13 protein-coding genes and 3 tRNA genes are annotated in these 23,747 nt (G+C 69.3%); 4 read left to right on the forward strand and 12 right to left on the reverse strand.

What is annotated here, in order from left to right; translation table 11 throughout:
• The first annotated feature begins 107 nt into the window (after positions 1 to 107).
• A complete protein-coding gene (locus tag D9R14_RS13075) occupies positions 108 to 3,557 on the forward strand; it encodes a YhdP family protein (protein ID WP_170168607.1) in 3,450 nt (1,149 codons plus the stop codon).
• A 26-nt stretch (positions 3,558 to 3,583) separates the two neighbouring features.
• On the opposite strand, the gene D9R14_RS13080 is transcribed toward D9R14_RS13075, so the two are convergent.
• From D9R14_RS13080 to D9R14_RS13110, 7 genes are all read right to left on the reverse strand, one after another.
• On the reverse strand, positions 3,584 to 4,357 hold the full coding sequence (locus tag D9R14_RS13080) for a ferredoxin--NADP reductase (RefSeq protein ID WP_121623781.1): 774 nt from the start codon (positions 4,355 to 4,357) through the stop codon (positions 3,584 to 3,586).
• A 76-nt stretch (positions 4,358 to 4,433) separates the two neighbouring features.
• Positions 4,434 to 5,780 (reverse strand): D-glycero-alpha-D-manno-heptose-1,7-bisphosphate 7-phosphatase, encoded by a 1,347-nt coding sequence (locus D9R14_RS13085; protein ID WP_245420796.1) that lies wholly within the window; start codon positions 5,778 to 5,780, stop codon positions 4,434 to 4,436.
• A gap of 4 nt (positions 5,781 to 5,784) precedes the next feature.
• On the reverse strand, positions 5,785 to 6,384 hold the full coding sequence (locus tag D9R14_RS13090) for a D-sedoheptulose 7-phosphate isomerase (RefSeq protein WP_121623782.1): 600 nt from the start codon (positions 6,382 to 6,384) through the stop codon (positions 5,785 to 5,787).
• A gap of 259 nt (positions 6,385 to 6,643) precedes the next feature.
• On the reverse strand, positions 6,644 to 11,557 hold the full coding sequence (locus D9R14_RS13095; protein ID WP_121623783.1) for a VWA domain-containing protein: 4,914 nt from the start codon (positions 11,555 to 11,557) through the stop codon (positions 6,644 to 6,646).
• 496 nt (positions 11,558 to 12,053) lie between these two features.
• Positions 12,054 to 13,199 (reverse strand): helix-turn-helix transcriptional regulator, encoded by a 1,146-nt coding sequence (locus D9R14_RS13100; RefSeq protein ID WP_121623784.1) that lies wholly within the window; start codon positions 13,197 to 13,199, stop codon positions 12,054 to 12,056.
• A 126-nt stretch (positions 13,200 to 13,325) separates the two neighbouring features.
• Positions 13,326 to 13,399: transfer RNA gene (locus tag D9R14_RS13105), tRNA-Gly, on the reverse strand.
• Positions 13,400 to 13,702: 303 nt separating this feature from the next.
• A tRNA-Tyr gene (locus D9R14_RS13110) sits at positions 13,703 to 13,787 on the reverse strand.
• A 355-nt stretch (positions 13,788 to 14,142) separates the two neighbouring features.
• Between D9R14_RS13110 and D9R14_RS13115 the strand changes: the two genes are divergently transcribed.
• The 3 genes from D9R14_RS13115 (at position 14,143) to D9R14_RS13125 (ending at position 17,535) form a co-directional block, all read left to right on the forward strand.
• Positions 14,143 to 14,988, forward strand: coding sequence for a TrmH family RNA methyltransferase (locus tag D9R14_RS13115; RefSeq protein ID WP_170168608.1), 846 nt, complete (start codon positions 14,143 to 14,145; stop codon positions 14,986 to 14,988).
• A gap of 529 nt (positions 14,989 to 15,517) precedes the next feature.
• A complete protein-coding gene (locus D9R14_RS13120; RefSeq protein ID WP_121623785.1) occupies positions 15,518 to 17,185 on the forward strand; it encodes an MFS transporter in 1,668 nt (555 codons plus the stop codon).
• Positions 17,186 to 17,460: 275 nt separating this feature from the next.
• Positions 17,461 to 17,535: transfer RNA gene (locus tag D9R14_RS13125), tRNA-Thr, on the forward strand.
• A gap of 275 nt (positions 17,536 to 17,810) precedes the next feature.
• Here the strand turns inward: D9R14_RS13125 and D9R14_RS13130 are convergent.
• The 5 genes from D9R14_RS13130 to D9R14_RS13150 are packed head-to-tail and all read right to left on the reverse strand — an operon-like array spanning position 17,811 to position 23,744.
• A complete protein-coding gene (locus D9R14_RS13130) occupies positions 17,811 to 18,593 on the reverse strand; it encodes an alpha/beta fold hydrolase (RefSeq protein WP_121623786.1) in 783 nt (260 codons plus the stop codon).
• Positions 18,594 to 18,596: 3 nt separating this feature from the next.
• Positions 18,597 to 19,316: an enoyl-CoA hydratase/isomerase family protein gene (locus tag D9R14_RS13135; protein ID WP_121623787.1), complete on the reverse strand. Its 720-nt coding sequence runs from the start codon at positions 19,314 to 19,316 to the stop codon at positions 18,597 to 18,599.
• Positions 19,313 to 20,596, reverse strand: a complete 1,284-nt coding sequence (locus tag D9R14_RS13140) for a CaiB/BaiF CoA transferase family protein (RefSeq protein ID WP_121623788.1) — start codon at positions 20,594 to 20,596, stop codon at positions 19,313 to 19,315. The genes D9R14_RS13135 and D9R14_RS13140 overlap by 4 nt, the downstream gene beginning before the upstream one ends.
• On the reverse strand, positions 20,593 to 21,399 hold the full coding sequence (locus D9R14_RS13145) for an IclR family transcriptional regulator (RefSeq protein ID WP_121623789.1): 807 nt from the start codon (positions 21,397 to 21,399) through the stop codon (positions 20,593 to 20,595). Before D9R14_RS13145 ends, D9R14_RS13140 begins: the two co-directional genes overlap by 4 nt.
• On the reverse strand, positions 21,396 to 23,744 hold the full coding sequence (locus D9R14_RS13150; protein WP_121623790.1) for a xanthine dehydrogenase family protein molybdopterin-binding subunit: 2,349 nt from the start codon (positions 23,742 to 23,744) through the stop codon (positions 21,396 to 21,398). The genes D9R14_RS13145 and D9R14_RS13150 overlap by 4 nt, the downstream gene beginning before the upstream one ends.
• Positions 23,745 to 23,747: the final 3 nt, after the last annotated feature.

Raw genomic sequence — 23,747 nt, forward strand, 5'->3', positions numbered from 1 at the left:
TCGGACCGAAGCCTCACGTTGCGGGAGGTGACGACATATCCATGCGGGACACCGTGAGACAGACCCCACCGGTCCGACGGGCGCCACGTCGTGCGCGCCGCGGCCTCATGGGCCTCCTCGTTCCGCAGGGACGGCTGGCGCGCGTGCTGATGGTGGCGTGCCTCGGCCTGATCGGGCTGGGCGGCGTCGCAGCGGTGACGCTTTATGTCCTGGTCGCCAGCGGCGTCGTCACCGCCAATATCGCCACCCCCTACATCGCGCAGGCGCTCGCCGAGCGCATCGGTGGCGGCCACAAGGTCGTCATCGGCTCGACCACGATCGAGACCGTGGACAATGGCGCCACCGCCGTCGTGGTGCATGACATCAAGGTGCTCGGCCCCGATGGCCAGATGGTCGCCTCCGCCCCGAGCGCCGAGGTGGAGCTTGAGGGCTCGCTTCTGTCGCTGGCGCCCAAGGCGCGCCGCATCGACCTCGTGGGCGCCGAGATGACGGTGCGCATCGCCGCCTCGGGCCATCTGGCGGTGGCCACCGGACGCGGTGCGAAGCCGCTCTCTCCCGGCGCTCTGCCGCCGGCCGCGAACCAGCCGGCGACCGGCCAGTCCGCCCCCGTGGCGCAGGGCGCCCCCGCCGAACCGGCGCTGCGCACCGCTGCCCCGGCCGCAGGCGACGGCGCGCTTGCGGCCTCGACCGATCCGCTGGTGCTCAGGGCGCCCGCCCGCTGGATGCAGGAACTGGAGGCGGCAGGCTTCGACGGCGGCGCGCTGGCTGACGTCGGCCTCAAGAACGGCACGCTGATCGTCGAAAACGAGAGTTCCGGCCGGCGCATCGTGTTCGAGAACATCGGCGTCCGCCTTGCCCGGCCTGTGGGCGGCGGAGCCCAGCTCACCTTCACCTCTGAGGGGCCGCACGGCATCGCCACCGCGGTTGCCCGCATCGGCCCGGCGAAGGACGGCGCGCGCGCCATCGAGATGAAGCTCGACAACGTGTCGACCCGTGACCTGGTCCAGGCCTTCAGCCAGGACCACCGGCGCTTCTACATGGACACGCCGCTCAACGCGACGCTCACCGCGCGGCTCGGCCTCGACGGAACTGTGCAGGCGGCGAAGGCGGACGTGACGTTCGGCGCCGGCGCCATCGGCAACGGCGAGGCCGTGGACGAACGTTTCCACATCGATGCGGCCCACGTCGAAGCGGTGCTCGATCCCGCCCGGCGCATCATCGCGCTCGGACCGATCGTCGCCACGAAGGGGCAGAACCGCATCGGCCTGAAGGGCGAGGTGGTGGTGCCCGCGCAGGTGGGCGATCCCTGGCCCTTCACCCTCGGACCGGACGGCATCGTGCTCGCCGGGGAGATGCCGGAGCCGCCCGTCACCCTCGACAAGGTGGTCGTCTCCGGGCGCTGGACCAGCCCGGACAAGCGGCTGGTGGTGGACAAGGGCTTGGTCGGCGGGCCCACCGGCAGCATGACCTTCACCGCCGCCTTCGATTTCGGCATGGACGTGCCGACCCTGTTCTTCGACGCCTCCACCAGCCCGCTGCCGGCGGCGACGCTGAAGCGCGTCTGGCCGGTCTCGATCGCCCCGCCGGCGCGCCAGTTCATGGTGGAGAACGTCTCCGCCGGCACCGCCGACAGCCTCACCGTGTCGGTCCGCATTCCCATGGACCTGATCGGCCAGAAGCAGGTGCCGCTGCCGGACGATGCCGTGGACCTCAAGGTTGCCGCCTCCGGCGTGACGGTGCGCCCGGTCCAGGGCCTGCCGCCGGTGGCGGGCGCCAAGCTCGCCATCGCCGTCACCGGCCGCAGCGTGCGCATCACCATGCCCTCCGGCACCGTGGTGACGCCGCAGAACCGCAAGCTCGCGGTGAGCGACGGCATCATGCTGATCCCGGACTATTTCCCGCGCGAGCCCACGTCCCAGATCTCCGTGAAGTTCGAGGGGCCGGCCGATGCCGGCATCGAAATCCTCGGCATGGAGCCGCTGAAAGGCCCCACCGGCACCGCCTTCGATCCCTCCACCACCCGCGGGCGCCTGTCGGCGCTGCTGCAGGTGAACATCGTCTTCCGCAAGGTGATGAAGCCGGAGGACATCGACTATTCGTTCGAGGCCTCGCTGACCGATTTCGGCGTGGACAAGGTGTTCCACGGCCAGCGCCTGGAGGGCGCCACCGTGAAGGCCTTCGCCTCGCCCGCCGGCGTGGTGCTGCGCGGCGAGGGCAAGCTCGGCGGGGCGCCGGTGGCGTTCGAGTACGAGAAGAAGAAGGACGTCGCCGATTCCGACATCCGCGTCAGCGCGAATCTCGACGATGCGGCGCGCGAGCGCCTCGGCGTGGACGTGCCCGGCATCTTCGGCACCCTCGGGGTGCGCCTCGTGGGGACCACCAACAACAAGGACACGCGTGCCAGCATCGAGGTGGATCTCACGGCCGCCCGCATCCAGGACCTCATCCCCGGCCTGTCGAAGCCGAGCGGCAAGCCGTTGAAGGCACGCTTCACGCTCAATGACCGGGGACCAACGGTGCGCCTTGAGGACCTCGTCCTCGACGGCTCGGGCACGCTCTTGAAAGGGTCGCTGGAACTGGCCGACGGCGGCAGCCTGCTCGGCGCCCAGTTCCCGACCTTCCAGTTGTCCGACGGCGACAAGGCCTCCCTGCGCGCGGAGCGGGCGGGCGAGGTGCTGAAAATCCGCATCACCGGCGAGGTGATGGACGCGCGCGGCATCATGAAGAGCCTGGTCTCGACCCCGCCGCCCTCGAAGAAGCCGCAGAAGGCCCCGGACGTGGACGTGGAGGCCAAGATCGGCGCGCTCACGGGCAATTTCGGCGAGGTGCTGCGCCAGTTCGAACTCCAGACCAGCCGGCGCGGCGTCGAGATGCGCGACTTCGTGCTTACCGCCAAGGCCGGCAGGGACGGTGCGATCGCCGGCGAGATGCGGTCGGTGCAGGGCCGCCAGCGGGCGCTGCACGTCTCCACGTCCGATGCGGGCGCGATGCTGCGCTTCCTCGACATCTACGCCAAGGTCCAGGGCGGCGAGGCCTGGGTCGTGATCGACCCGCCGCGCAACGACCAGACGCCCCAGGAAGGCGTTCTGCACATCCGCGACTTCGCCATCAAGGGCGAGCCGGGGCTGGAGCGGCTCGCCAGCGCGGCGCGCGACAGCTCGGGTCGGGTGGAGGCGGGTTCGGCGGCATTCGAGAAGGCGCAGGCCCAGTTTGCCCGCACCACCGGCAAGGTGACGTTCCGCGAGGGCGCCATCTGGGGTCCGTCGGTGGGCGCCACATTCGACGGCACGCTCGACTTCGCGCAGGACCGCATGGCCATGCGCGGCACCTTCGTGCCCGCTTATGCGCTCAACAACATCTTCTCGAAGCTGCCGGTGATCGGCCTGTTCCTGGGCGGCGGGCCCAATGAGGGCTTGGTGGGGGTGACCTTCGAGATCGTCGGCCCCATTTCCGGCGGGCCGACACTGCGCATCAACCCCATGTCGGCGGTCGCGCCGGGCTTCCTGCGGAAGATCTTCGAGTTCCGCGATTCCAACGTCCAGCCGCCGACGCGGTAGCGCGGCGGCCGGGCGCAGGCGGGGCTTCAGCGCTCCACGAACGCCTTTTCGATCACGTAGTGGCCGGGATCGGACGCGCTGCCCTCCTTGAAGCCGCGGCTCTCGAGCAGTTCCACCACGTCCTTCAGCATCTGCGGGCTGCCGCACAGCATCAGGCGATCGTTCTCGGGGCTGATCTCGGGCAGGCCGAGATCGGCGAAGATCTTGCCGGACGTGATGAGGTCGGTGATGCGGCCGCGATTGCGGAACGGCTCGCGCGTCACGGTCGGGTAATAGACCAGCTTCTCCGCCACCAGCTCGCCGATATGCTCGTCGTGCGGCAGCGCGGTGGTGAGGTAGTCGTCATAGGCGAGTTCGGCCACCGTGCGGGTGCCGTGGATCAGCACGATCTTCTCGAACCGCTCATAGGCTTCCGGGTCCTTCACCACGGAGAGGAACGGCGCGAGCCCGGTGCCGGTGGAGAGCAGCCACAAGGTGCGGCCGGGCAGCAGGTTCTCCTGGATCAGCGTGCCGGTGGGCTTGCGCCCCACGAGGATCTTGTCGCCGACCTTGAGGTGCTGCAGCCGCGAGGTGAGCGGGCCGTTCGGCACCTTGATGGAGAAGAACTGCAGGTCCTCCTCGTAATTGGCGGAGGCCATGGAATAGGCGCGCAGCAGCGGCCGCCCCTCCAGCGTCAGTCCGATCATGGTGAACTGGCCATTGAGGAAGCGGAACCCCGGATCGCGGGTGCAGGTGAAGGAAAACAGGGTGTCGGTCCAGTGATGGACGCTCGTCACCGTCTCTTCGTTGAAATTGCTCATTGCGAAATCCAATTGGATGCGCCGGGGGATCGACGGCGAAATACCGGCTCACACTGTGAGATGCGCTAAATCCACCTTACAGGATGTGATCTGGCGGAAAAAGTGCGACGCCGTGTCTCGACACCGGCTTTTCCGGCTCCGGCTCCATCTCCGGCTCCGGGTCCCGCTCCGGCTCGGGTACCGGCGTGAATGTGGCGGGCGCCGGCACAGCCGCCACGGCCACCGGCGGCGGCGGTTCGGGCTCCGGCTCCTCGGCGGCGTCCGGCGCCCCGGCGAGCGGCTCCGGCACGGCACGCTCGGCGAGGAGCAGCGGGCCGAGGAAGGCGCAGAGGTCGTCGCCCTCGAACTTCGCGCTATCCACGCCCGCGGCCCGGCCGGCGCCGATGTCGCTGTCCTTGTCGCCCACCATCAGGCTCTTCTCGCGCAGCACCGGCCAGTGCTCCATGAGGTCGATCAACATGCCCGGCGCCGGCTTGCGCCAGCCGGTGGGGCGGCGGTAGGCCTCGATCAGCGCGTCGGGATGGTCCGAGCAGTAGCGGATGTCGTCCAGATGGGCGCCGAATGCGCGCAGGTGCCGCTGGAGTGTGGCGTTGCAGCGCTCCACGTCCGTCTCGGTGTAGTAGCCGCGCCCCACGCCGGACTGGTTGGTGACGAGAAAGACGTAGAAGCCGAGGTCGTTGGCCTGCTTCACCGCCGCTGCCGCGCCGGGCAGGAACACCAGCCGGTCGGGATCGTAGACATAGCCATAGTCCACGTTGAGCGTGCCGTCGCGGTCCAGGAACAAGGCCGGCCGGGGCGAGCGGATATCGGTCGGCAGCCGTGTCGGGGCCGGCGCGATCCGCCCGCCGAGAGTGCCGGCCTCGGCGAGGCGGCGCAGGGCCGCGGCCAGCGTCACCGCGTCGCCCAGGCCCGCCAAGGCGTGGTGTTCGAGCAGCGCGAGGCCGGCGAAGCCATGGTTCGGCGCGTCGCCCTGGCGCCGGCCGGGCAGTGCCCGGTCGTCCTCCAGCAGGAACGGCGCGTCCGCCGCCCCCTCATAGAGGGCCACGACGCCCGCACGCGACGGCGCGACCGCCGCCATCAGATCGAGCCAGTTGAAGTGCGGCAGCACGAGGCCGCTTGCCACCAGCACGCGCGTGCCGAGGTCGGGCAGGCGCGTGCGCAGGGTGGCGAAGGGCGCGCCGGTGGCGAAGCTGTCCGCCTGCGGCATTGACGGCAGAACAGGCAGGGAGGACAGCGCCTCGTTCACCACGAAGGTGGCGGCTGGCGCATGAAAGATGTGAACCGACTGAAATCCATAGCGGCCGGCTTCCGCGATCAGCCGCTGGAGCCGTTCCAGGTCGCCGTCGACCGCAGTGTCCGCTGCGCCCAGCAGGACCACGAGCGTATCTGGCGCGTCTTCCGCGAAGGCGTGGCCGGCCCGCATGGCGTCACCGGCCGGGGCGGGGAAACAGGCGCGCCTCCACCCGTTCGCAGATGATGTGCGCGGTGGCGAGGTGCACCTGCTGGATCAGCGGCGTGGAGCCGGACGGCGCGGCCAGGACGATGTCGCACAGCGGCCCCATGTCGCGCGGGTCCTCCCCAGTGAAGCCGATGGCGACGGCCCCGCACGCGCGGGCCATCTTCAGGCCCTCCAGGACGTTGGGCGACCGGCCCGAGGTGGAGATCCCCACCGCCACGTCGCCCGGCTTGGCGAGGCCCGCCACCTGGCGCGAGAACACCTGCTCGTAGCCGTAGTCGTTGGCGATGGCGGTCAGCACGGAGCTGTCGACGGTCAGCGCCAGCGCCGGCAGCGGGGCGCGATCGTAGCGGAAGCGCGAGAGCAGCTCGCCGGCGATGTGCTGGGCATCGCCCGCGCTGCCGCCATTGCCGAACAGCAGCACCTTGCCGCCATTGCCGAGGCAGCTGACCCACGCTTCCGCAACGGCAGACGCGGCGGCGAGGAAGGCTGGCGCGGCCAACGCCGTCTCAAGAACGGCACGGGACTGGTCGAGATAGTCGGCAATGGCCTTTTGGTCGGTCGTCTTCATGGGCTCCGGTCAGCGGTCGAACGGGCGCGTCGCGCCCGCGTCCTATGTCCGGCAGCGGTTTAGCAGGGTTGGCGAGCGTCAACAAACACCCCCTGCCCTTTTCTGATGGCATTCGCCCGCATGGGCTTGCCTTTTGCGGCCTCGTCTGGAGTGCGATCCGATCAAATTGAAACAATCAGATCGGTGAATCGCCCTCTAAATTTTTGGGAGAGAACGCGTTGTCCGGTCAGCTTGCGGTGCAAGATGATCGGCGCGTGCTCTAGCGAAACGGCACGGCCGAGCCCCGCGGAACATCCGGTCCCTGCCGCCCCGGGATCGGCACGCAGCTCCGGCCCGTGCTGCGCATGTTCTGCGGGCACAGGCAGCTTCTGCCGCTGCGGTCGGGAAAGGCCGGCGGCGTGCAGCGGACCGTTTCCGGCACCGGCTTCACGCACGCGCCGCCGCGCTGTTCCAGGCCGGGAGGGCAGACGCATTGGCCGGCCGGGTTGACGATCCGCGGCTTGGCACAGGCAGGCGGCGGTCTCACGCAGGCGCCGCCGCGCTCGATCAGGCCTTCGGGACAGCGGCAGCCGCCGGACGCCGTGGCGATGCGTGGCGGTGCGCAGGACGGGATGCGCACGCACTCGCGTCCGCGGGCGCGGGTACCGATCGGACAGTCGCAATTGCCCTGCGGACCGAGCACCCGCGGCGCGGCGCAGGCGGGCACGTTCACGCAGGCACGGCCCCGCAGGACGGTCCCCTGAGGACATTCGCATCCTTTCGCAGTCAGCACCTGCGGCGGTGGGCAGGCCGGCGCCTTCACGCAATCGCGGCCGCGCTCCAGGGTGCCGGGCGGGCAGGCGCAGGCGCCGGTGGGGCCTGGCACCCGGGGCGGCGCACAGGCGTCCACCTTCACGCAGGTGCCGAAGCGCAGCTGGGTGCCGGAGGGGCAGAGTACCGGCGGCGGAGGCGGAGGTGGAGCGACGCGAACGCACTTTCCGTCCACCCGCGACTGCCCCGGTGGGCAGCCGGCAATGGCGGGGGCCGGCTCCGCGACGACGAAATTGGCACAGTGCCCCCACTGGCCGCCGCTCGGGCTCGTGCCCGGATTCACGTCCGCATAAGCTGCCGGATAGGTCGTCGGCACGGGGGTCTTGCCGTCGGCAACGAAGCAGTTCCGGTAGGTCCCCGCCGGGATCGGCCCGCCGAGCGTCACCGTGAAGGTGATCGACTGGCCGAGGGCGAGGCTGACACTGGGGTCCGCGCAGGTGGACGGCGAGCCCGAAGTCCAGGTGCAGTTCACCGGCGGATTCGATGTGATGGAGGCGATGGGGATCGGGTTCGGCGACGATCCGGAGAACAGGCCGTCGCCAAACAGCACCGGCCCGCTGAAATTGGTGCACTGCGCCGTCACCGTCACCGTGAACTTGCACGGCAGGGCACTCTCGACCCCCTGGACCGGCGGCCGGCACACCTCGTTGAGCGGCGACTTCTTCACCCACAGATAGGGCGTGGTGCAGGGCACCGGGTCCGGCGGGTCGTAATTGCGCAGGCACACCCGGGCGCGGGCCTCGTCGGACTCGTGCACCGGGCCGGTCTCGGCATTGGCCATGTTGTTCGGCACCGAGCCGACGGTGCCCGATCCCACCGCCGTGACCTGCGCGAAATTGTTGTAGCACAACCATGACCCGTCGGTGGGGATGGCCGCGGAGGGCGCGAGCGTCACCTTGAAGGTGAGCGTCGCGGTGTCGCCCTGCGCCATGGCGGGGATGGTCCACACCACCGGGTCGCCGGCGACGGCGCTGGAAGGCGGGGTGGCGGAGGTGGAGACGATGGTGGGGGTGGTGAGCTGGCTCGGCAAATCGTCCTGGACCACCACATTGGTGAGGTTGCCGGCAGTGTTGGTGAGCGAGAGCGTCACCGTCACCTCGGTCACGTTGGGCGTATCGTGCAGATTGATGTAGCTGGGCGAGATGCTCTTCGACAGATAGAGCGAGGGGCACAGCTGCTTGGCGAGCCCGGTCAGCGCGCCCGAGAGACCGCCGAATGTGGTCATCTGCACGTTGCCGCCGAGCAGCGCGTTGAGGTGGGTTGATACGCTGCCGATGCCGATGCCGATCACCGGCACGCCGGCGGCATAGATCTGGTTCACCACCGGAATGGCCTCGTTCGTGGCGGTGACCGAGTCCGTGTAGAAGGTGCTGCCGGAGCCATCGAGGGCGGCATTGGGCACCCCGTCGGTGATGAAGACCACGATGGTGCCGGGCGGCGGCCCGGGCAGGAGCGCGGCGGCCGCGGCGAGCCCCGCCTCCCAGTTGGTGCCGCCCACGGGCGCGTAGCCGGAGGCGATGGAACCCCACGTGCTGGTGGACATGGGCTGTACCAATTGCGCGGCGTCGGAGAAGTGGATCACCGCCGCCTGGGCGCCGTTGGTGTTGAGGATCGAGGCCGCATTGGTGAGCGCCGAGGTGACCTGTCCCGCCGCGCTGCCGACGCTGCCGGATTCGTCCACCACGAAGATCACGTTGACGCCGCACATCTTCGGCACCGGCGGCGGGTCGTCCGGATCGTCGAACTCGTCGTCTTTCTTGAGCGTCACGCAGGACTTGTTGTCGTCGAGATTGGCGTCCGTCCCGGTGGCGGGGGCGATCGCCGCGTTCGTGCAATTCTCCCACGGGCCGCTGCCGGTGGCGGTCGCGGTGATGCCGATCGCGCCCAGCGAGTCCCCGGGCGCCGACGGACCGGTGCCGTTATAGGTGCAGGTGAGCGTGGCGCCCGCGGCGATGGGGGCCGGGGTACAGGTCCAGTCCGACGGCGCGGTGATGGCGGTGAAGGTGATGCCTGCCGGCACCACGTCGGTCACCGTGATCGCGCCCGCGCCGGCGAAGCCGGGGCCCACATTGGTGACGGCGAGGGTGTAGCTCAAGCCGGTCGCGGTTTCGCCCACCGGCCCACCGGAGCCGGCCGTCGTCTTGCCGGTTTTCTTGATGGCGACGTCCACCGGCAGCTTCTTCACCTCCACCGTGGCGCAGGCCTTGTTGTTGTCGAGGCTGGCCTCGAAATAGGGTGCGCCGGGCCACAGGCCCGCCGTGCCGCAATTCTCATACTTGCCCGGCTCCTTGACGGTGGCGGTGACGGTGAGCGGGGCGACGCTCGCGCCCGCGGCCAGGAATCCGGGGCCGAAATTGTGCCGGCAGTTGAGGTTTCCGGACGACAGGGGCGGCGCCGGAATGCACAGCCAGCCGGTGCCGGTGGCGCTCGTGAAGGTCATGCCCGTAGGCACGGGATCGGAGATGACGATGCTGGCGCCGGGGGCGAAGGGCGCGCCGGCATTGCTGACCGTGAGGGTGAAGGCGATGGTCCAGAGTCCGGTCCCGGGATCGTATTTCGGTTCGCCGGCGACGGTCTTCTCAAGCTTCAAATCCACCGGCGGCAGCGGGCAGAGCTTGGGATCGGGGTTGATCTTGCAGTCGATCACGATCGGGCCGCACCATCCGCCCGGCCCGACGCCCCACGGGCAGCCGCCGTCGATGCCCCCGCACCCCCCGAACGGTCCTCCCCAGCCCGCGCCCGGCGGGCAGACGCCCGGAGGCCAGAACGGAGGGTCCGAGACCACGACCACATAAGGCGGCGCATAGGGATACAGAGGCCCGCCATACCAGGCCGCGGGCGGCGCGCAGGGCGCCTTGCGGATGCGCACGCCGCCCATGTGGCCGGCATCTCCCGGACCGGCGGGACGGCCGTCATAATCCACGAAATAGGTGGTTTCCGGCGGTGCGTTGAAGCTGCGCACCTGTCCGGCGGGGCTCGCCTGGAGTCCGTCCACCAGGAGCGGTCCGCCGCGCTCCAGACGGTCGCGCAGGGCCGGCGCGTCCCGAAGCTTCTGGCCGGTGGCCCAGAGCGTGGACTCGCAGCCCGCGCTGGTGACGCGCATGCCGTCCGGCCCGTATCCGTAGCCGAGGTCCACGCCGCCATTGGCATTGCGGAAGGTGCCGGCAAACCCGACGGCATATTCCTCCGGCTCGCGAACCCAGCGGCTGGGGGTTGCCGGATCGTCCGGCGTCTCGAGCACATAGCGCAGCACGCGCGGTTCGCCGGGCCGGGTGAACGTCGAAAAGTCCCAGCTCGCGGCAAGAGGCGCCCGCTGGGCGAGGATCATGGCGCCCCGGTGCGAGAAGACGATATCCGTCACCGGATAGGGACCCGGCGCGGCGGGCAGCGTGAGTTCGATCCGCGCGTCGTCTCCGAAGCCACCCTCGCGCGTGAGCCCGACGGACCAGACTTGCGGGGCCTCGGCGTCCGCGCCGTTGTTCACAGAATAGAACAGCCGCCCATCTCGCACGGCGACCGCGAACACCCGGCGCGCGGGCGGCGCGAAGCCCCAGGTGCTCGGATCATCCACCTTGAAGCGTGCACTGGCGATGTTGGGCCGCGCCGCCGGGTCGAACGCGACCGGCGGCAGGCCGGCTGCGCTGCGTCCCTGGACGCCATGGTCGAAGGCAGGGCCGGGCTCGGCGCCACTCTCGACGGAGAGCCGGTGGATCATGCCGGTGTGGAGGTCGGGAACGAAGAGCTGGCGAGAAGCGGCATCGTAGGCGAGATTGCCGAGCCCGGCCGCCGGATTGGCCGCTCCGTTCAGCATCACCTCAGCGAACAGGGTGACGGCGCCGGTCACGCCGTCCACCCGATAGATGCTTCCCGGCCCGCCGGAGAGCTCAAGTCCGAACTGGCCGGCCATCCAGGAGGTTCCCGGCCCGCCCTGCCGTCGGCGCTCGGGAGAGCCGGCAGGCCCCCGGCCGACGATCGCGAGACCGAAGGCGGACGTGGCTGCAAGATATGCGTTCGGCGCCGGCGCATCGTCGAGCGCCACGCCGAAGACCTGGCCGATGGTTCTGGCCGGGATGTCGAGCCGGCTCGGGGCGGACATGACGGCGGCATTCCAGGGCGCGCCGGCATTGCCGATGTTCAGAATGCGGGCCGAGGCCCCGTCCGGATCGATGAAGGTGAGGTCCGCAACGCTTCGTCCTGGAAGCCGGGGCTGCGTGGGGTCCGGCACGACGGTGCCGGCGAAACCGGCGACGACCGCGTCGCCAAGGCCGATCAACGGCGGTGGCGCCGGCTGGCCGGCGGCGATGCCCGGCGGCCCGAGGAGGAGGACGGCGACAAAAGCGGCGTGAAGCGATGCTCGCGACATGAATCGATCCTGACGCGTCGACAGGTGAACGGCACGAACACATTTGACTGTATATTTTATTCAGACTTCAACATGATAACATCCAAATCGGCAGTCAGATTCACCGGAAATATCGTCCGCAATACAAAATTATTCTTTTACTCTTGTCTCCGCAAAGACGGGAGATAAATTTTGATATCAAAATTCAAGAAAATAAACTGCCGGCTTCGTATCCGAACCCCAATCAAACGATCATCAGCGGGCGCAGACGCAGACACTGGCCTGCGAACTCGGGGTGCCTCGAACCAGGATGAACGGCGCGGCCAGTCCTTGCGCGGCGGAGGACCGGCATTCCCCGGCACTGCCGCCCTGAATGCGCGGGTGACCCGAACACATCTTCAGCGGTAACATGGCCATAACGCATGGAATTTCGGCCTCGGGCAAGCGCCGTATCGGGCCACGACTGGTCCGATCGGACCAGTCGTGGCCCGATACGTTCATTTGGCTGGTGCGCGGGTCAGCCCAGGCGCCCGAACAACGCGACCGCCTCCGCCTGGGTGGCAACGCCGCATTTGCGGAAAATGGCCTGGAGATGGTTGCGAGCGGTATTGTGCGCCATGTCCGCAGCGACCGCCGCAGCGGGAAGCCCGCTGAACCGCACCAGCGCGACAGCAAGGTCGGCTTCGCGGCCCGTCAGTCCGAATGCCGCCACCAGCAGGCCGTGATCGGGCACCCGCTCGGCGCCGAGATCGTGGATATGAAGGATGCAGGCGAAGCCGAAGCGCGACAGAAATCGTTCCACCCGCGGCGCGGGCAGGATGCGCACCACATAGGACCGGCGGCCGGAAGGCCGCGTAATCGCCATCTGGCCGCCTGGCATCGCCGTTCCGACGTCGACCGCGCGCACGCCGCGCGCCCCCGCCTGCGCGCCGCAAGCCAACGCCGTGCGGATCGCCCCCAGCAGGCGGCGTGTCTCAGCCGCCCGTGCCGTGCGAAAACTGCCCGAGCGCCACGCCAGACCATCGTCCGCGGCGAGGATCGCCTGCGCCCCGTCATTGACGAAAGCCGGCTGGCCCGCCGCATCGAGCAGGATCATTCCGTCGGCCCGTGCGGCCATCGCGTCCATCAGCATGGCCTGACATGTGGCCCCGCGCTCGATGATCCCGGCGAGCGCGCACGCCTGCTCGATGTGCGGCGCCAGCCGGCGGAACGCCTGCACGGCCTCGTCGTCGGGCGTGCCCTCGGCTTCGGTGCTGAGCAGCGTGAACCAGCCGACCTCACCATGTGTCAGACGGATCACCAGGCCCATCTGATGGGCGACTCCGATCATCTCGATCGAGTTGCGCACGCGGACGTCGCGCAGCATGGCCTCGACGTCGTAGAGATCTGTGTCGTGATAGACCGCACCGGGCTTGACCGCCATATGGATGGCCGACCGCGGGTCCGCGCGGAAGGTTTCGCTGGCATAGTATCCATCAGCGAACTGGTCGTCGCGGCCATGCGCCACGGCCTTCAGGCCGCCGGAGCCGCGCGTTGCAAGCACCCCGGCACCATGACCCAGGCGATCGGCGACCAAAGCGAGGACATCGCGCCAGTCCGCATCGCCCGCGGCGGCGGCATACAGGCTTCGCACGATCCTGTCATGCTCGTCCCGGCTGAGCATCCGCCAGCCCTTTCGATGTCGAGAACGCCCGGACTATATAGGCCAAGGCCCTTGCGCGGAAGCGAATTCCGGCGAAGGCAGGGGCGCGGATCATCGGATGCCGACGGGATGGGCATCCAGAAAAACTGGAGCGGGTGAAGGGAATCGAACCCTCGTATTCAGCTTGGAAGGCTGCTGCTCTACCATTGAGCTACACCCGCATCGGGCCGACGCTTAACACAGCGCCCCGGCAGGTGGAAGACGCCCGGCAGTGGATCGGCCACCGGCAGCGTCGGCGCCGCCGCGAGGCCGGGGCAAGGCGACAACGGGATGGCGCGCCGGTGCGCCGTGGCGCGTAACCCGGCGGGCACCGTGGCCACCGGCAGCACCGCGAACGGAACCCGATTCACCGGCAAAGCGCCATGGGCGGTCCATCGCGACGGGCATGAGCAAGGCGCCGGCCTGCCCGAGACCGGCGGCCGCCGATTGCGGCTGGCGGCGCCTTTGCGTGCGCGAACGACGGGTGGTGGAGGGGGTTGGATTCGAACCAACGTAGGCAGAGCCAACGGATTTACAGTCCGTCCCCTTTAACCACTCGGGCACCCCTCCAAACGACGCCCGTCGTCCATCTCACCTTCCTGCATGACGGGAAGGAGCCTGGCAGTTCGGCCGGTGATGGGAATGGCGCCATCGAGCCTTAGGGGCGCGAGCGTTGCGCTCAAATCCCCGCCAAGGAGCGGCTTTATGTGAAACCAAGCGGTGCAAGTCAACCGGAAATCTCGCCCCGGGAAGCGGCCGCGGCCACGGGCTGTGGATGGCCCGGCGACCCGGGCCGGGATGCGGACCGGCGCGCAAAGCCGGCTTCGCCGCGACGGCGACATCTCTGCCCCCGGACGGCCAGTTCCGGCGGGAGACGGCACGAGCGCCCTTGCGTCCGCGCGCTGGCTCTGACAAAGCCTCGCTTATGAACGATCGCCCTCCCCGCGAGCCGCGCCGCCCCGGCGCCCGCCCCCCCTTTGCCGGCCGCCCCGGCGGGCGGCCCGCCTTTCCGCCGCGCCGGCCCAAGGGCGGCCGGCCGCCGCCGTGGGAGGGCGCAGACGATGTGGCCCTGCTCTATGGCTGGCACACGGTCGCCGAGGCGCTCGCCAATCCCAAAAGGCGTTTCCGGCGCATCCTCGCCACCGAGAATGCGGTGAACCGCCTCGCCGAGGAAGGGCTCGCGCTGCCGCTCGCTCCCGAGGTCGTGCGCCCGTCCGAAATCGACAAGCTTCTGGGTCCGGATGCGGTCCACCAGGGCCTGCTGGCGGAAGCGGACCACCTGCCCTCCCCGCCTTTGTCCAAGGTGGCCAAGGCGGACCTGGTGCTCGTGCTCGACCAGATCACCGACCCGCACAATGTGGGCGCCATCGTGCGCTCGGCCGCGGCGTTCGCGGTGGGCGCCATCGTCACCACTGCGCGTCACAGCCCGCCCGCCACCGGCGTGCTGGCGAAGAGCGCCTCCGGCGGCCTGGAGCACGTGCCGTTCTGCCTGGTGCAGAACCTCTCCCGCGCGCTCACCGAGCTCAAGGACAACGGCATGCTGGTGGTTGGCCTCGACAGCGAGGGTGCGGCCGACCTTGAGGACACCCCCCTCCGGGCGCCCCTGGCGCTGGTTCTCGGAGCCGAGGGCAAGGGCCTCAGGCAGCTGACCCGCGAGACCTGCGACGTGCTCGCGCGCATTGACCTTCCGGGCGTCATCAAGAGCCTGAACGTGTCGAACGCGGCGGCCCTCTCGCTCGGCATGGCGCGCCGGGCGCTCAAGCGTAACTGACGCTAGGTAAACATAAAATCGGCGTGCATGCGCCGATCCGCGTAAGACCAATTGCCAATCGCCATGGCGTGCGACCTCCGCCAAAGTGAGCGCATGGTGTCCCGGATCGAGTCTCGATCATGGGCGCCCTTCTGCCGAACTGGGCTTCAAGACCCGGGACCGGACAGACCTCGGAGGAAACGCCACGAACGCCGTGCCCAGGGCACGCGCGCAATCCTGGACAATCCGAAGAGGCCGCCGGACGGCCATGGCGGGAGTTGGAGGCGCACCGCGGAGCCTTGGCCCGTCGCGCAGCCGTCCCTGACTTTGAAAAATTCAGCCGACCGGCGCGCAAGCCGGGCATCGGGTCGCGTTCGCGCGGCGTCCGAACCGCACCTTTGCGCCCGCTCGGCGGCTGATTTTGCGAACGGGCGCCACCGGCGGCGCCCGAAGGCAGCGGCGTGGGCGGCCGCCGTTCGCACCGTTCGGGCATTCCCGGTCGCCCCGTGCGGCCGGGCACATCGGGACTCAAGTCTGGAGGAAACGTGAAATGAGTGTGGCAACCGCTGCGGCCGCTCCGGCGACCCGCCCCATGAGCCGGGAGGAGAAGAAGGTCATCTTCGCGTCCTCGCTCGGCACCGTCTTCGAGTGGTACGATTTCTATCTCTACGGCTCGCTCGCCGCGATCATCGGCGCGCAGTTCTTCTCCGCCTATCCGCCGGCGACACGCGACATCTTCGCGCTGCTGGCCTTCGCCGCCGGCTTCCTGGTGCGTCCGTTCGGCGCCATCGTGTTCGGCCGCGTGGGCGACATCGTCGGCCGCAAGTACACCTTCCTCGTCACCATCCTCATCATGGGCCTGTCGACCTTCATCGTCGGCATCCTGCCCAATGCAGCCTCCATCGGCATCGCCGCCCCGATCATCCTGATCGCCCTGCGCCTTGCCCAGGGCCTCGCGCTCGGCGGCGAGTATGGCGGCGCGGCCACCTACGTGGCGGAGCATGCGCCGCACGGCCGTCGCGGCTTCTACACCTCCTGGATCCAGACCACGGCGACGCTCGGCCTGTTCCTGTCCCTGATCGTCATCCTCTTCACCCGCACGATCACGGGCGAGGACGCGTTCAAGGAATGGGGCTGGCGCGTGCCGTTCCTGGTCTCGATCGCGCTGCTCGGCGTGTCCATCTGGATCCGTCTGCAGCTCTCCGAGTCCCCCACCTTCCAGAAGATGAAGGACGAGGGCACCACCTCGAAGGCGCCGCTGAAGGAGGCCTTCGGCGAGTGGTCGAACCTGAAGTTCGTGCTGCTCGCACTGTTCGGCCTCGTCGCCGGCCAGGGCGTGGTCTGGTACACGGGCCAGTTCTATGCCCTGTTCTTCCTGCAATCGATCCTCAAGGTCGACGGCTACACCTCGAACCTGCTGATCGCGTGGTCGCTGGTGTTCGGCACGATGTTCTTCGTGTTCTTCGGCTGGCTGTCCGACAAGATCGGCCGCAAGCCGATCATCCTCGCCGGCTGCCTCATCGCCGCCGCGAGCTACTTCCCGCTGTTCAACCTGATCACCACCTACGCCAACCCGGCGCTGGAAAAGGCGATCCAGAACGTGCGTGTGACGGTGGTGGCCGATCCGGCGGGCTGCGGCAGCCTGTTCAACCCGGTCGGCACCCGCATCTATACCCAGCCCTGCGACCTCGCCCGCGACTTCCTCGCGAAGTCGTCGGTGAAGTACACGACCGAGCCCGGCCCCGCCGGTTCGCCGGTGCAGCTCAAGGTGAACGACCAGGTGGTGCCGTATTCGGCTGACTTCTCCAAGCAGGCCGCGGCCGCCCTCAACACGGCGGGCTATCCCAAGGCCGGCGCCACCGCCGGCGTGGTGAAGATGAACCACCCGTTCGACATCTTCACGCCGCAGGTCGCGGCGGTGATCGCGCTGCTCTTCGTCCTGGTCCTGTTCGTGACCATGGTGTACGGACCGATCGCGGCGGCGCTCGTCGAGCTGTTCCCGGCGCGCATCCGCTACACCTCCATGTCGCTGCCCTACCACATCGGCAACGGCTGGTTCGGCGGCCTGCTGCCGGCCACCTCCTTCGCCATGGTGGCGGCCACCGGCGACATCTATTTCGGTCTCTGGTACCCGATCGTGATCGCGCTCATGACCTTCGTCATCGGCCTTCTGTTCGTGCCCGAGACCAAGGATCGCAACATCGATCACTGGCACTGAGGCGCCGGCGGCCCGCACGCGGGCTGCCCTGCCCCAGGACGGCCCCGACCCCCGCTCGGGGCCGTCTTCATGACAATCCCGGCCCCGCCGTCCCGGCGGGGCCGTTTTCGTTTCGGCGTTCTTCGGGGGGCGCCCGTCCCCGGCTTGACGCCCGCGGGCGGGTGAACGAAATAAGACCCACGAGGCAGAGCCCTGCCGGCGGCCAAAGGCGGCCGCCGGGGTGCCCCGCCTCGATATCCGCACGTGCGCCTCGGGTGCGCCACGTGTCGGCCCGGGCCGGCTTAGCACAGCGGTAGTGCAGCGGTTTTGTAAACCGAAGGTCGGGGGTTCGATCCCCTCAGCCGGCACCATTTCCCGGTCGGTGAACGTCGATTGGCGTCTGCTGGCATCGAGCGTATTTGTTGGCATCATCGTTGGCGCTGCGTCGTGCCAACACATCTGGATGCCAGCACGATCTCCCTTTCCGACTGACGTGCCCCCATTTTCCTGCCGGTCATAAGTCAGGCCCGGCTGGGTTTTGATCCTCAGGGGACCGGCTGGCGAACAGCGACGGCGTGAGGCTGAGGGAGCGGGAATGGGACGCGGAGGCTGATCGTGCTGGTGTCAGCATCAGTCGAGACTGGACTCAGCGTGCTTGAGTAAAGAAGTCGAGAAGCCGTCGGTTGAAGGAGGCCGGCTGATCCAGCAGGGCCAGATGGCCTGCGCCCGGCATCACCTCGAACGATCCCTGAGGCAGGTCCTCCGAAAGCCGCCGGCCGGCCTCCACCGGAGCCCGCCGGTCCTCCTGCCCCGTCAGAACCAGGGCCGGGGCCGCGATGGATGGCAGGAGAGCCGAGACGTCCGCGGTGAGGATCGCTGCGAGCGTGTCCAGATAGTCGTCAGCCGACATGCCCGCGATCGCCTCCGCCACCAACGCGCGGGCGACCTCGGGGCTGGCCGGCAGCAAGGTATCGGCGGCATAGGCCGCGCCAAACGCCCCCATGGAGGTGTCGGCGAGCAGCGCGCGGGTTGCGGCGAGGCGCGGCGGTCCGGCGGCGCCGACGCCGGCATAGGCCCCGGCGAGGACCAGCGAGGCCACGCGGTCAGGTGCCGAGGCGGCAAGCCGCACCGCCATCAGCCCGCCCATGGAAATCCCCGCCACATGAAAGCGCTCGTAGCCGAGATGCTCCATGAGGGCGCGAGCGTCCTGCGCCACGGCCTCGACCGAGAATCCGGTGCGGTTGGTGCTGCCGCCATGGCCGCGGCAGTCCATGGCGACGAGGCTGAACCTGTCGGCCAGCGCAGTGAGCGTTCCCGCCCACAGGCCTCCATGGGTACCGAGGCTGTGGATCAGCAGCACCGCAGGACCGGCACCCGCGCGGCGAAAGGCAATGCGCTCGCCGTTCGCCTCAAGAAATTCGAGCAGCATGTCTCAGGACGCCCGCGAGGAGAGCACGCACGCCAGGAGATTTGCGGCGAGATCGTGCCTCGGCTGTGGGCCGATCTCTGGGGCCGCGCGCAGATAATCCTTCACCGCGACCAGCGCGGTTCGCGAGCGCGCAGCCAGCGTCGCAAGGAAAGGGTGCGCACCCGCAACCGCGTCGCCTTCCACGACGTGGCTCACGAGGCCGATCTCCCGCGCAGTCTGCGCGTCGATCTCGTCCAGGCTCAGGACCAGATAGGCCAGCGGCTTCGCCGGCACGCGGCGCATGAGCGCCGAGATGGCGAGCGTAGGCGGCAGGTCTTTCTCCATCTCGGGCAGGGCGAAGCGCGCTGTGGCGGAGGCGATGGTGACGTCGCAAGCCCCCGCGAGCGCGGCACCGAGCCCGCGGGCGGCGCCGTTCACGCTCGCCACCACCGGGATTGGGCAGGCGGCAATGGCCTCATAAAGCGACAGGATCGGCTCGATCAGCCGCGCGCGGACGTCGAGCGCTGTGGCCGTCGCGGGACTGCCGGCGGGATCGCGGCCGCGGCAGAAGTCCGCCCCTACGCCATAGAGATGGACCGCCTTGGCATCGGCCGGCACGGCGCGCATGGCGGCCGCCAGCGCTGTGACCATGTCGAGGGTGAGCAGATTGCCCCGTTCCGTCCGGTCGATGACGAGGCGCGCGACCGCACCGTCCAGGCTGCTCAGGATCGCGCCGGCGCTCATGCCGCACCCGTCCGGTGCGAACCGGCCTGCCCGACGTCGGTGCCGCGACGCCCGATCACCCCCGCAGCACGCAGCGCCGCGATGCGCTCGGCGGGGAGTTGCAGCATACGGGCGAGCACATAGTCTTCGTCGGCTCCGAGCCGCGGCGGAAACTGGGTTGGAGGCTCGGCCTCGCCGACGAACTTCACCGGATTTCCGGCCACCCGCAGCACCTCTCCTCCCGGCCCCTCGGCCTCCAAGACCATCCCGCGGTGGCGCACATGCGGGTCGGACAGGCTCCTGTCGAGAGTATTGACCGCAGCGGCCGGGATTTCTGCGGCCACCAGTGCCTCCACCCATTCCACCGCCGGCCGCGTGAGGAATGCAGCTTCCACGATCTCCCACAAGGCGAGGCGGTTCTCGTAGCGCCTGGCGTTCACCGAGAAGCGCGGATCGTCCGCCAGTTCCGGTCTGCCGAGAACGCCGCACAGCGCCTGCCACATGCGCTCGGTGTTGGCGGTAATGACCACGTCCGCGCCGTCGGCGCACGAGAAAGCGCGATAGGTGGGAATGGAATCGTGTCCCCTGCCCTGTCGTCCCGGCACATGGCCGGAGGCGAGGAAATAGGCCGCCTGATAGCTCAGCATGGCGATCTGGCAATCGAGCATGGCGATATCCACCGCCCGTCCCCTGCCGCTGCGGTCTCGGTCGGCGAGCGCGGCGAGGATGCCGATCACGCCGTACATGCCGGCGGCGATGTCGCCGAGCGGGATGCCGGAGCGCACCGAGGGGCCGTCTTCGTCGCCGGTCAGCGACATGCCGCCCGACATGGCCTGGACGATCATATCGTAGGCCGGCCGGTCACGATAGGGACCGTCCTGGCCGAAGCCGCTGATGGAGCACCAGACGAGGTCCGGCTTCTCGGCGGAGAGCTGAGCATAGGACAGGCCGAGGCGATCCAGGACACCGGGGCGGAAATTCTCCACCACCACGTCGCAGGCGCGGGCAAGGTCGCGCACCAGCGCGCGGCCGGCCTCGGACTTCAGATCCACCGCGAGGCTCTTCTTGTTGCGGTTGACGCTGAGATAGTAGGCACTGTCCTCGCCCACGAAATATGGCGGCAGGCGGCGCGTCATGTCGCCCTCCGGCGCCTCCACCTTGATGACCTCGGCGCCGAGATCGCCGAGGATCTGCGTGGCGTATGGGCCGGACAGGAACTGCGTCAGGTCGAGCACCCTCAGGTGCCCCAGCGGGCCGCGCGCCTGCGGGGTGTCGGGAGGGTTGGCAGCGGGCGCGTTCATGCGGATCTGGCCTGGTTCGGAAGGGCGAGCGGATCGGGGGCGCCGAGCGCACGGGAGAGCGCCTCGGCATGGCTGCGCACGAGCGCGGCGAGCTTCGCCTCGTCGGCCTCGGCGATGCGCTGCTCGGGAACGGTCACGCCCAGGCTTCCGATCACGGCGCCCCGAGCGTCGAACACCGGCGCGCTGATGCCCACCGCGCCGGCGATCTTCTGGCCGTGGGTGAGGGCGTAGCCGCGCCGACGCACCTCGGCGAGGTCCGCTTCCAGTGCGGCGAAGGACGACACGGTCTGCCCGGTGGCCGGTGCGGCCCCCGTCGCCTCGAACAGGCGCCGGCGTTCCTCCTCGGGCAGGAAAGCAAGGATCGAGCGCCCGCTCGCGCCCCAGGCCACCGGCAGCGGCGTGTTGAGCGCCAGCTGGTAGCGCAGGAGCTGGCTCGAGTCGCATTTCTCGGCGAACACCATGTGGCCTTCCGCCGGCAGATAGAGGCTGAGCACGCAGGTCTCGTCGCAGGCCGCCACCACCTGCTCCAAAAACGGCCGGGCGAGGCTGCGCACGTCGAGATGGGTCTGCACGAGCGCCGAAAGCCGGAAGAATTCGGGCCCCACCCGATAGCTGCGCCGCGCCGCATTGCGCTCCACCAGTCCCTCACGCGCCAGCAGGTCGAGCATCCGGTGGCAGGTGCTCGGCACGAGGCCGAGCGCGGCGGAAAGATCCTTGATGGTGGTCTCGCCCCGCTCGGCCATGTGGCGCAGGATCTCCACCACGCGCTGGACCGTGCCGAGGCTCTCGCCCTTGCCGCTCATGATGCAGCCCTCTTGTAGGCGCCCGCCACCGTCAGCGCCTCGACGATGCGCTCGGGGGTAAGCGGGGTTTCGGAAAAGCGGATGCCGAACGGCGAGAGCGCATCCTCGACGGCGGCCACGATGGCCGCCGCCGCGGGAATGGTCCCGCCCTCGCCCGCCCCCTTCACCCCCAGCGGGTTCAGCGGCGATGGACTTTCCACATGGGCGATCCGGCACGTGGGCACATCGGTCGCCATGGGCATGAGGTAGTCGGCGAAAGTGGTCGTCACCGGCTGCGCATTCTCGTCGTATTTCATGAATTCCATCAGCGCGTTACCGATGCCGTGGGCGACCCCGCCCTGGACCTGCCCATCGACGATGAGCGGATTGATGATGGTGCCGCTGTCATGCGCCACGCTGTAGGTCAGCAGCCGCACGCCGCCGGTCATGATGTCCACCTCCGCCTCGACCACGTGGGTGCCGCTGCAATAGGAGGCCTGGGGCGGCGTAAAATAGGCGGTGTGCTCCAGCCCCGGCATGTCGCCGGCAGCCATGGAGAAGCCGGGCATGCCCTGGGAGAGCCGCGCCAGGTCACCGAAGCCGATCTCGGGACGGTTGCCGCTCTGGGCGATGGCCTTGCCGTCCTCGATCGCAACTTCGGCCTCCGGCACGCCGAGCGCCCTTGCGGCGAGTTGCACCACGCGGGCCCGCACCACCTCCGCCGCCATGGCCGCCGAAGAGCCGGCATTCACTGCCTGCCGGCTGGCGAAGGCGCCCACGCCGTTGGCAATGGCGGCGGTGTCGCCGATGCTCATCTCGATGTCCTCGATGCGGCAGCCCAGCCGGTCGGAGATGATCTGCGAGAGCGTGGTGCGGGTGCCCTGGCCCTGATTGGTGGCGCCGGTGGCGACCAGCACCTTGCCGTTCTGCTGGACCCGCACCGTCACGCCCTCGAACGGACCGAGGCCGGTCCCTTCGACGTAATTGGCGATGCCGATGCCGATATGGCGGCCGGCCTTCAGCGCCGCCGCCTTGCGCGCCGGGAAGCCGGCGTGATCGGCAAGCGTCAGCGCCTCGGCCTGAGCCTTGGGATAATCCCCGCTGTCATAGACCAGCGGCTTGCCATCCCGGAAGATCAGGCCCACCGCATACGGCATCTGCTCGGGCTGGATGAAGTTGCGCCGGCGCACCTCGGCCGGGTCGATCCCCAGCCCCTGCGCCACCCGGTCCATAAGGCGCTCCATGGCGAAAACGGCCTGCGGCCGGCCGGCGCCGCGCACCGGGGTGGTGGCCACCTTATTGGTGAGGGCCACCTTCACGTCCAGCTGATAGGCCGGCAGCACATAGGGACCCGGCATGGTGGCGGAGGCGATGTAGGGCATGATGACGCCCCACGGCACGAACGCGCCGGTGTCGTGGATCAAGCTCCCGCGCACACCGCGAATGCGGCCGTCCGCCTCGACGGCGATCTCCACATCCCAATGCTGGTCGCGCTCCTGGGTGGCGGCGAGGAAGTGCTCGCGCCGGTCCTCGATCCACTTCACCGGCGTGCCGAGCAGCAGCGCCGCGGCGGCGATCACCGCCTCCTCGGCATAGAAGATGGCCTTAGGCCCGAAGCCTCCGCCCACATCCGGCGCGATGACGCGGATGCGTTCCGGACTGCGTCCGAGCAGATCGGCGATCATGCGTCGCCCGATATGGGGCGTCTGGGTGGCGGACCACACCGTGAGCAGATCGGTGATCCGATCGTGATGGGCGACGACGCCCCGCGTCTCCAGCGCCATGCCCCCGCCCCGGTGCTGGAACAGGCTCTCCCTGAACACATGCGGCGCGCCGGCGAACGCGGCATCCACGTCGCCAAAGGACTGGCGGAAGGCCGAGGCGAGATTGTCCGGCAGGTCCCGGTGCGCCGTCGGCGCACCCGGCTCCAGGGCGGCGCGGCAATCGCTCACGGCGGGCAGCGGATCGTAGTCCACCTCCACCATCGCCACCGCGTCCTCGGCGAGATACCGGCTCTCGGCGATCACCACCGCCACGGTCTGGCCCACATAACAGACCTCGTCGCGGGCGAGGCAGTGCTGCGTGCGCAGCGCCGCGATGGCCGCGTTCGGCACCAGCATCGGCATGCGCGCGCCGGCCATGGGGGCCGGCAGGTCGTCGGCTGTCAGCACGGCGTGGACGCCCGGCATCTGCCGCGCCGCACCGGCGTCGATGGACTGGATCAGCGCATGGCCGTGGGGCGAGCGCACAAAGCAGGCGTGCAGCATGCCCGGGATATTCACGTCGTCCACATAGCGCCCGCGACCAGTGAGGAGCGCGGGGTCCTCCAGGCGCGCGACGCGGGCGCCGAAATGCTTCACGCCCATGGC

Source organism: Xanthobacter tagetidis (genome assembly GCF_003667445.1).
Lineage (GTDB): Bacteria > Pseudomonadota > Alphaproteobacteria > Rhizobiales > Xanthobacteraceae > Xanthobacter > Xanthobacter tagetidis.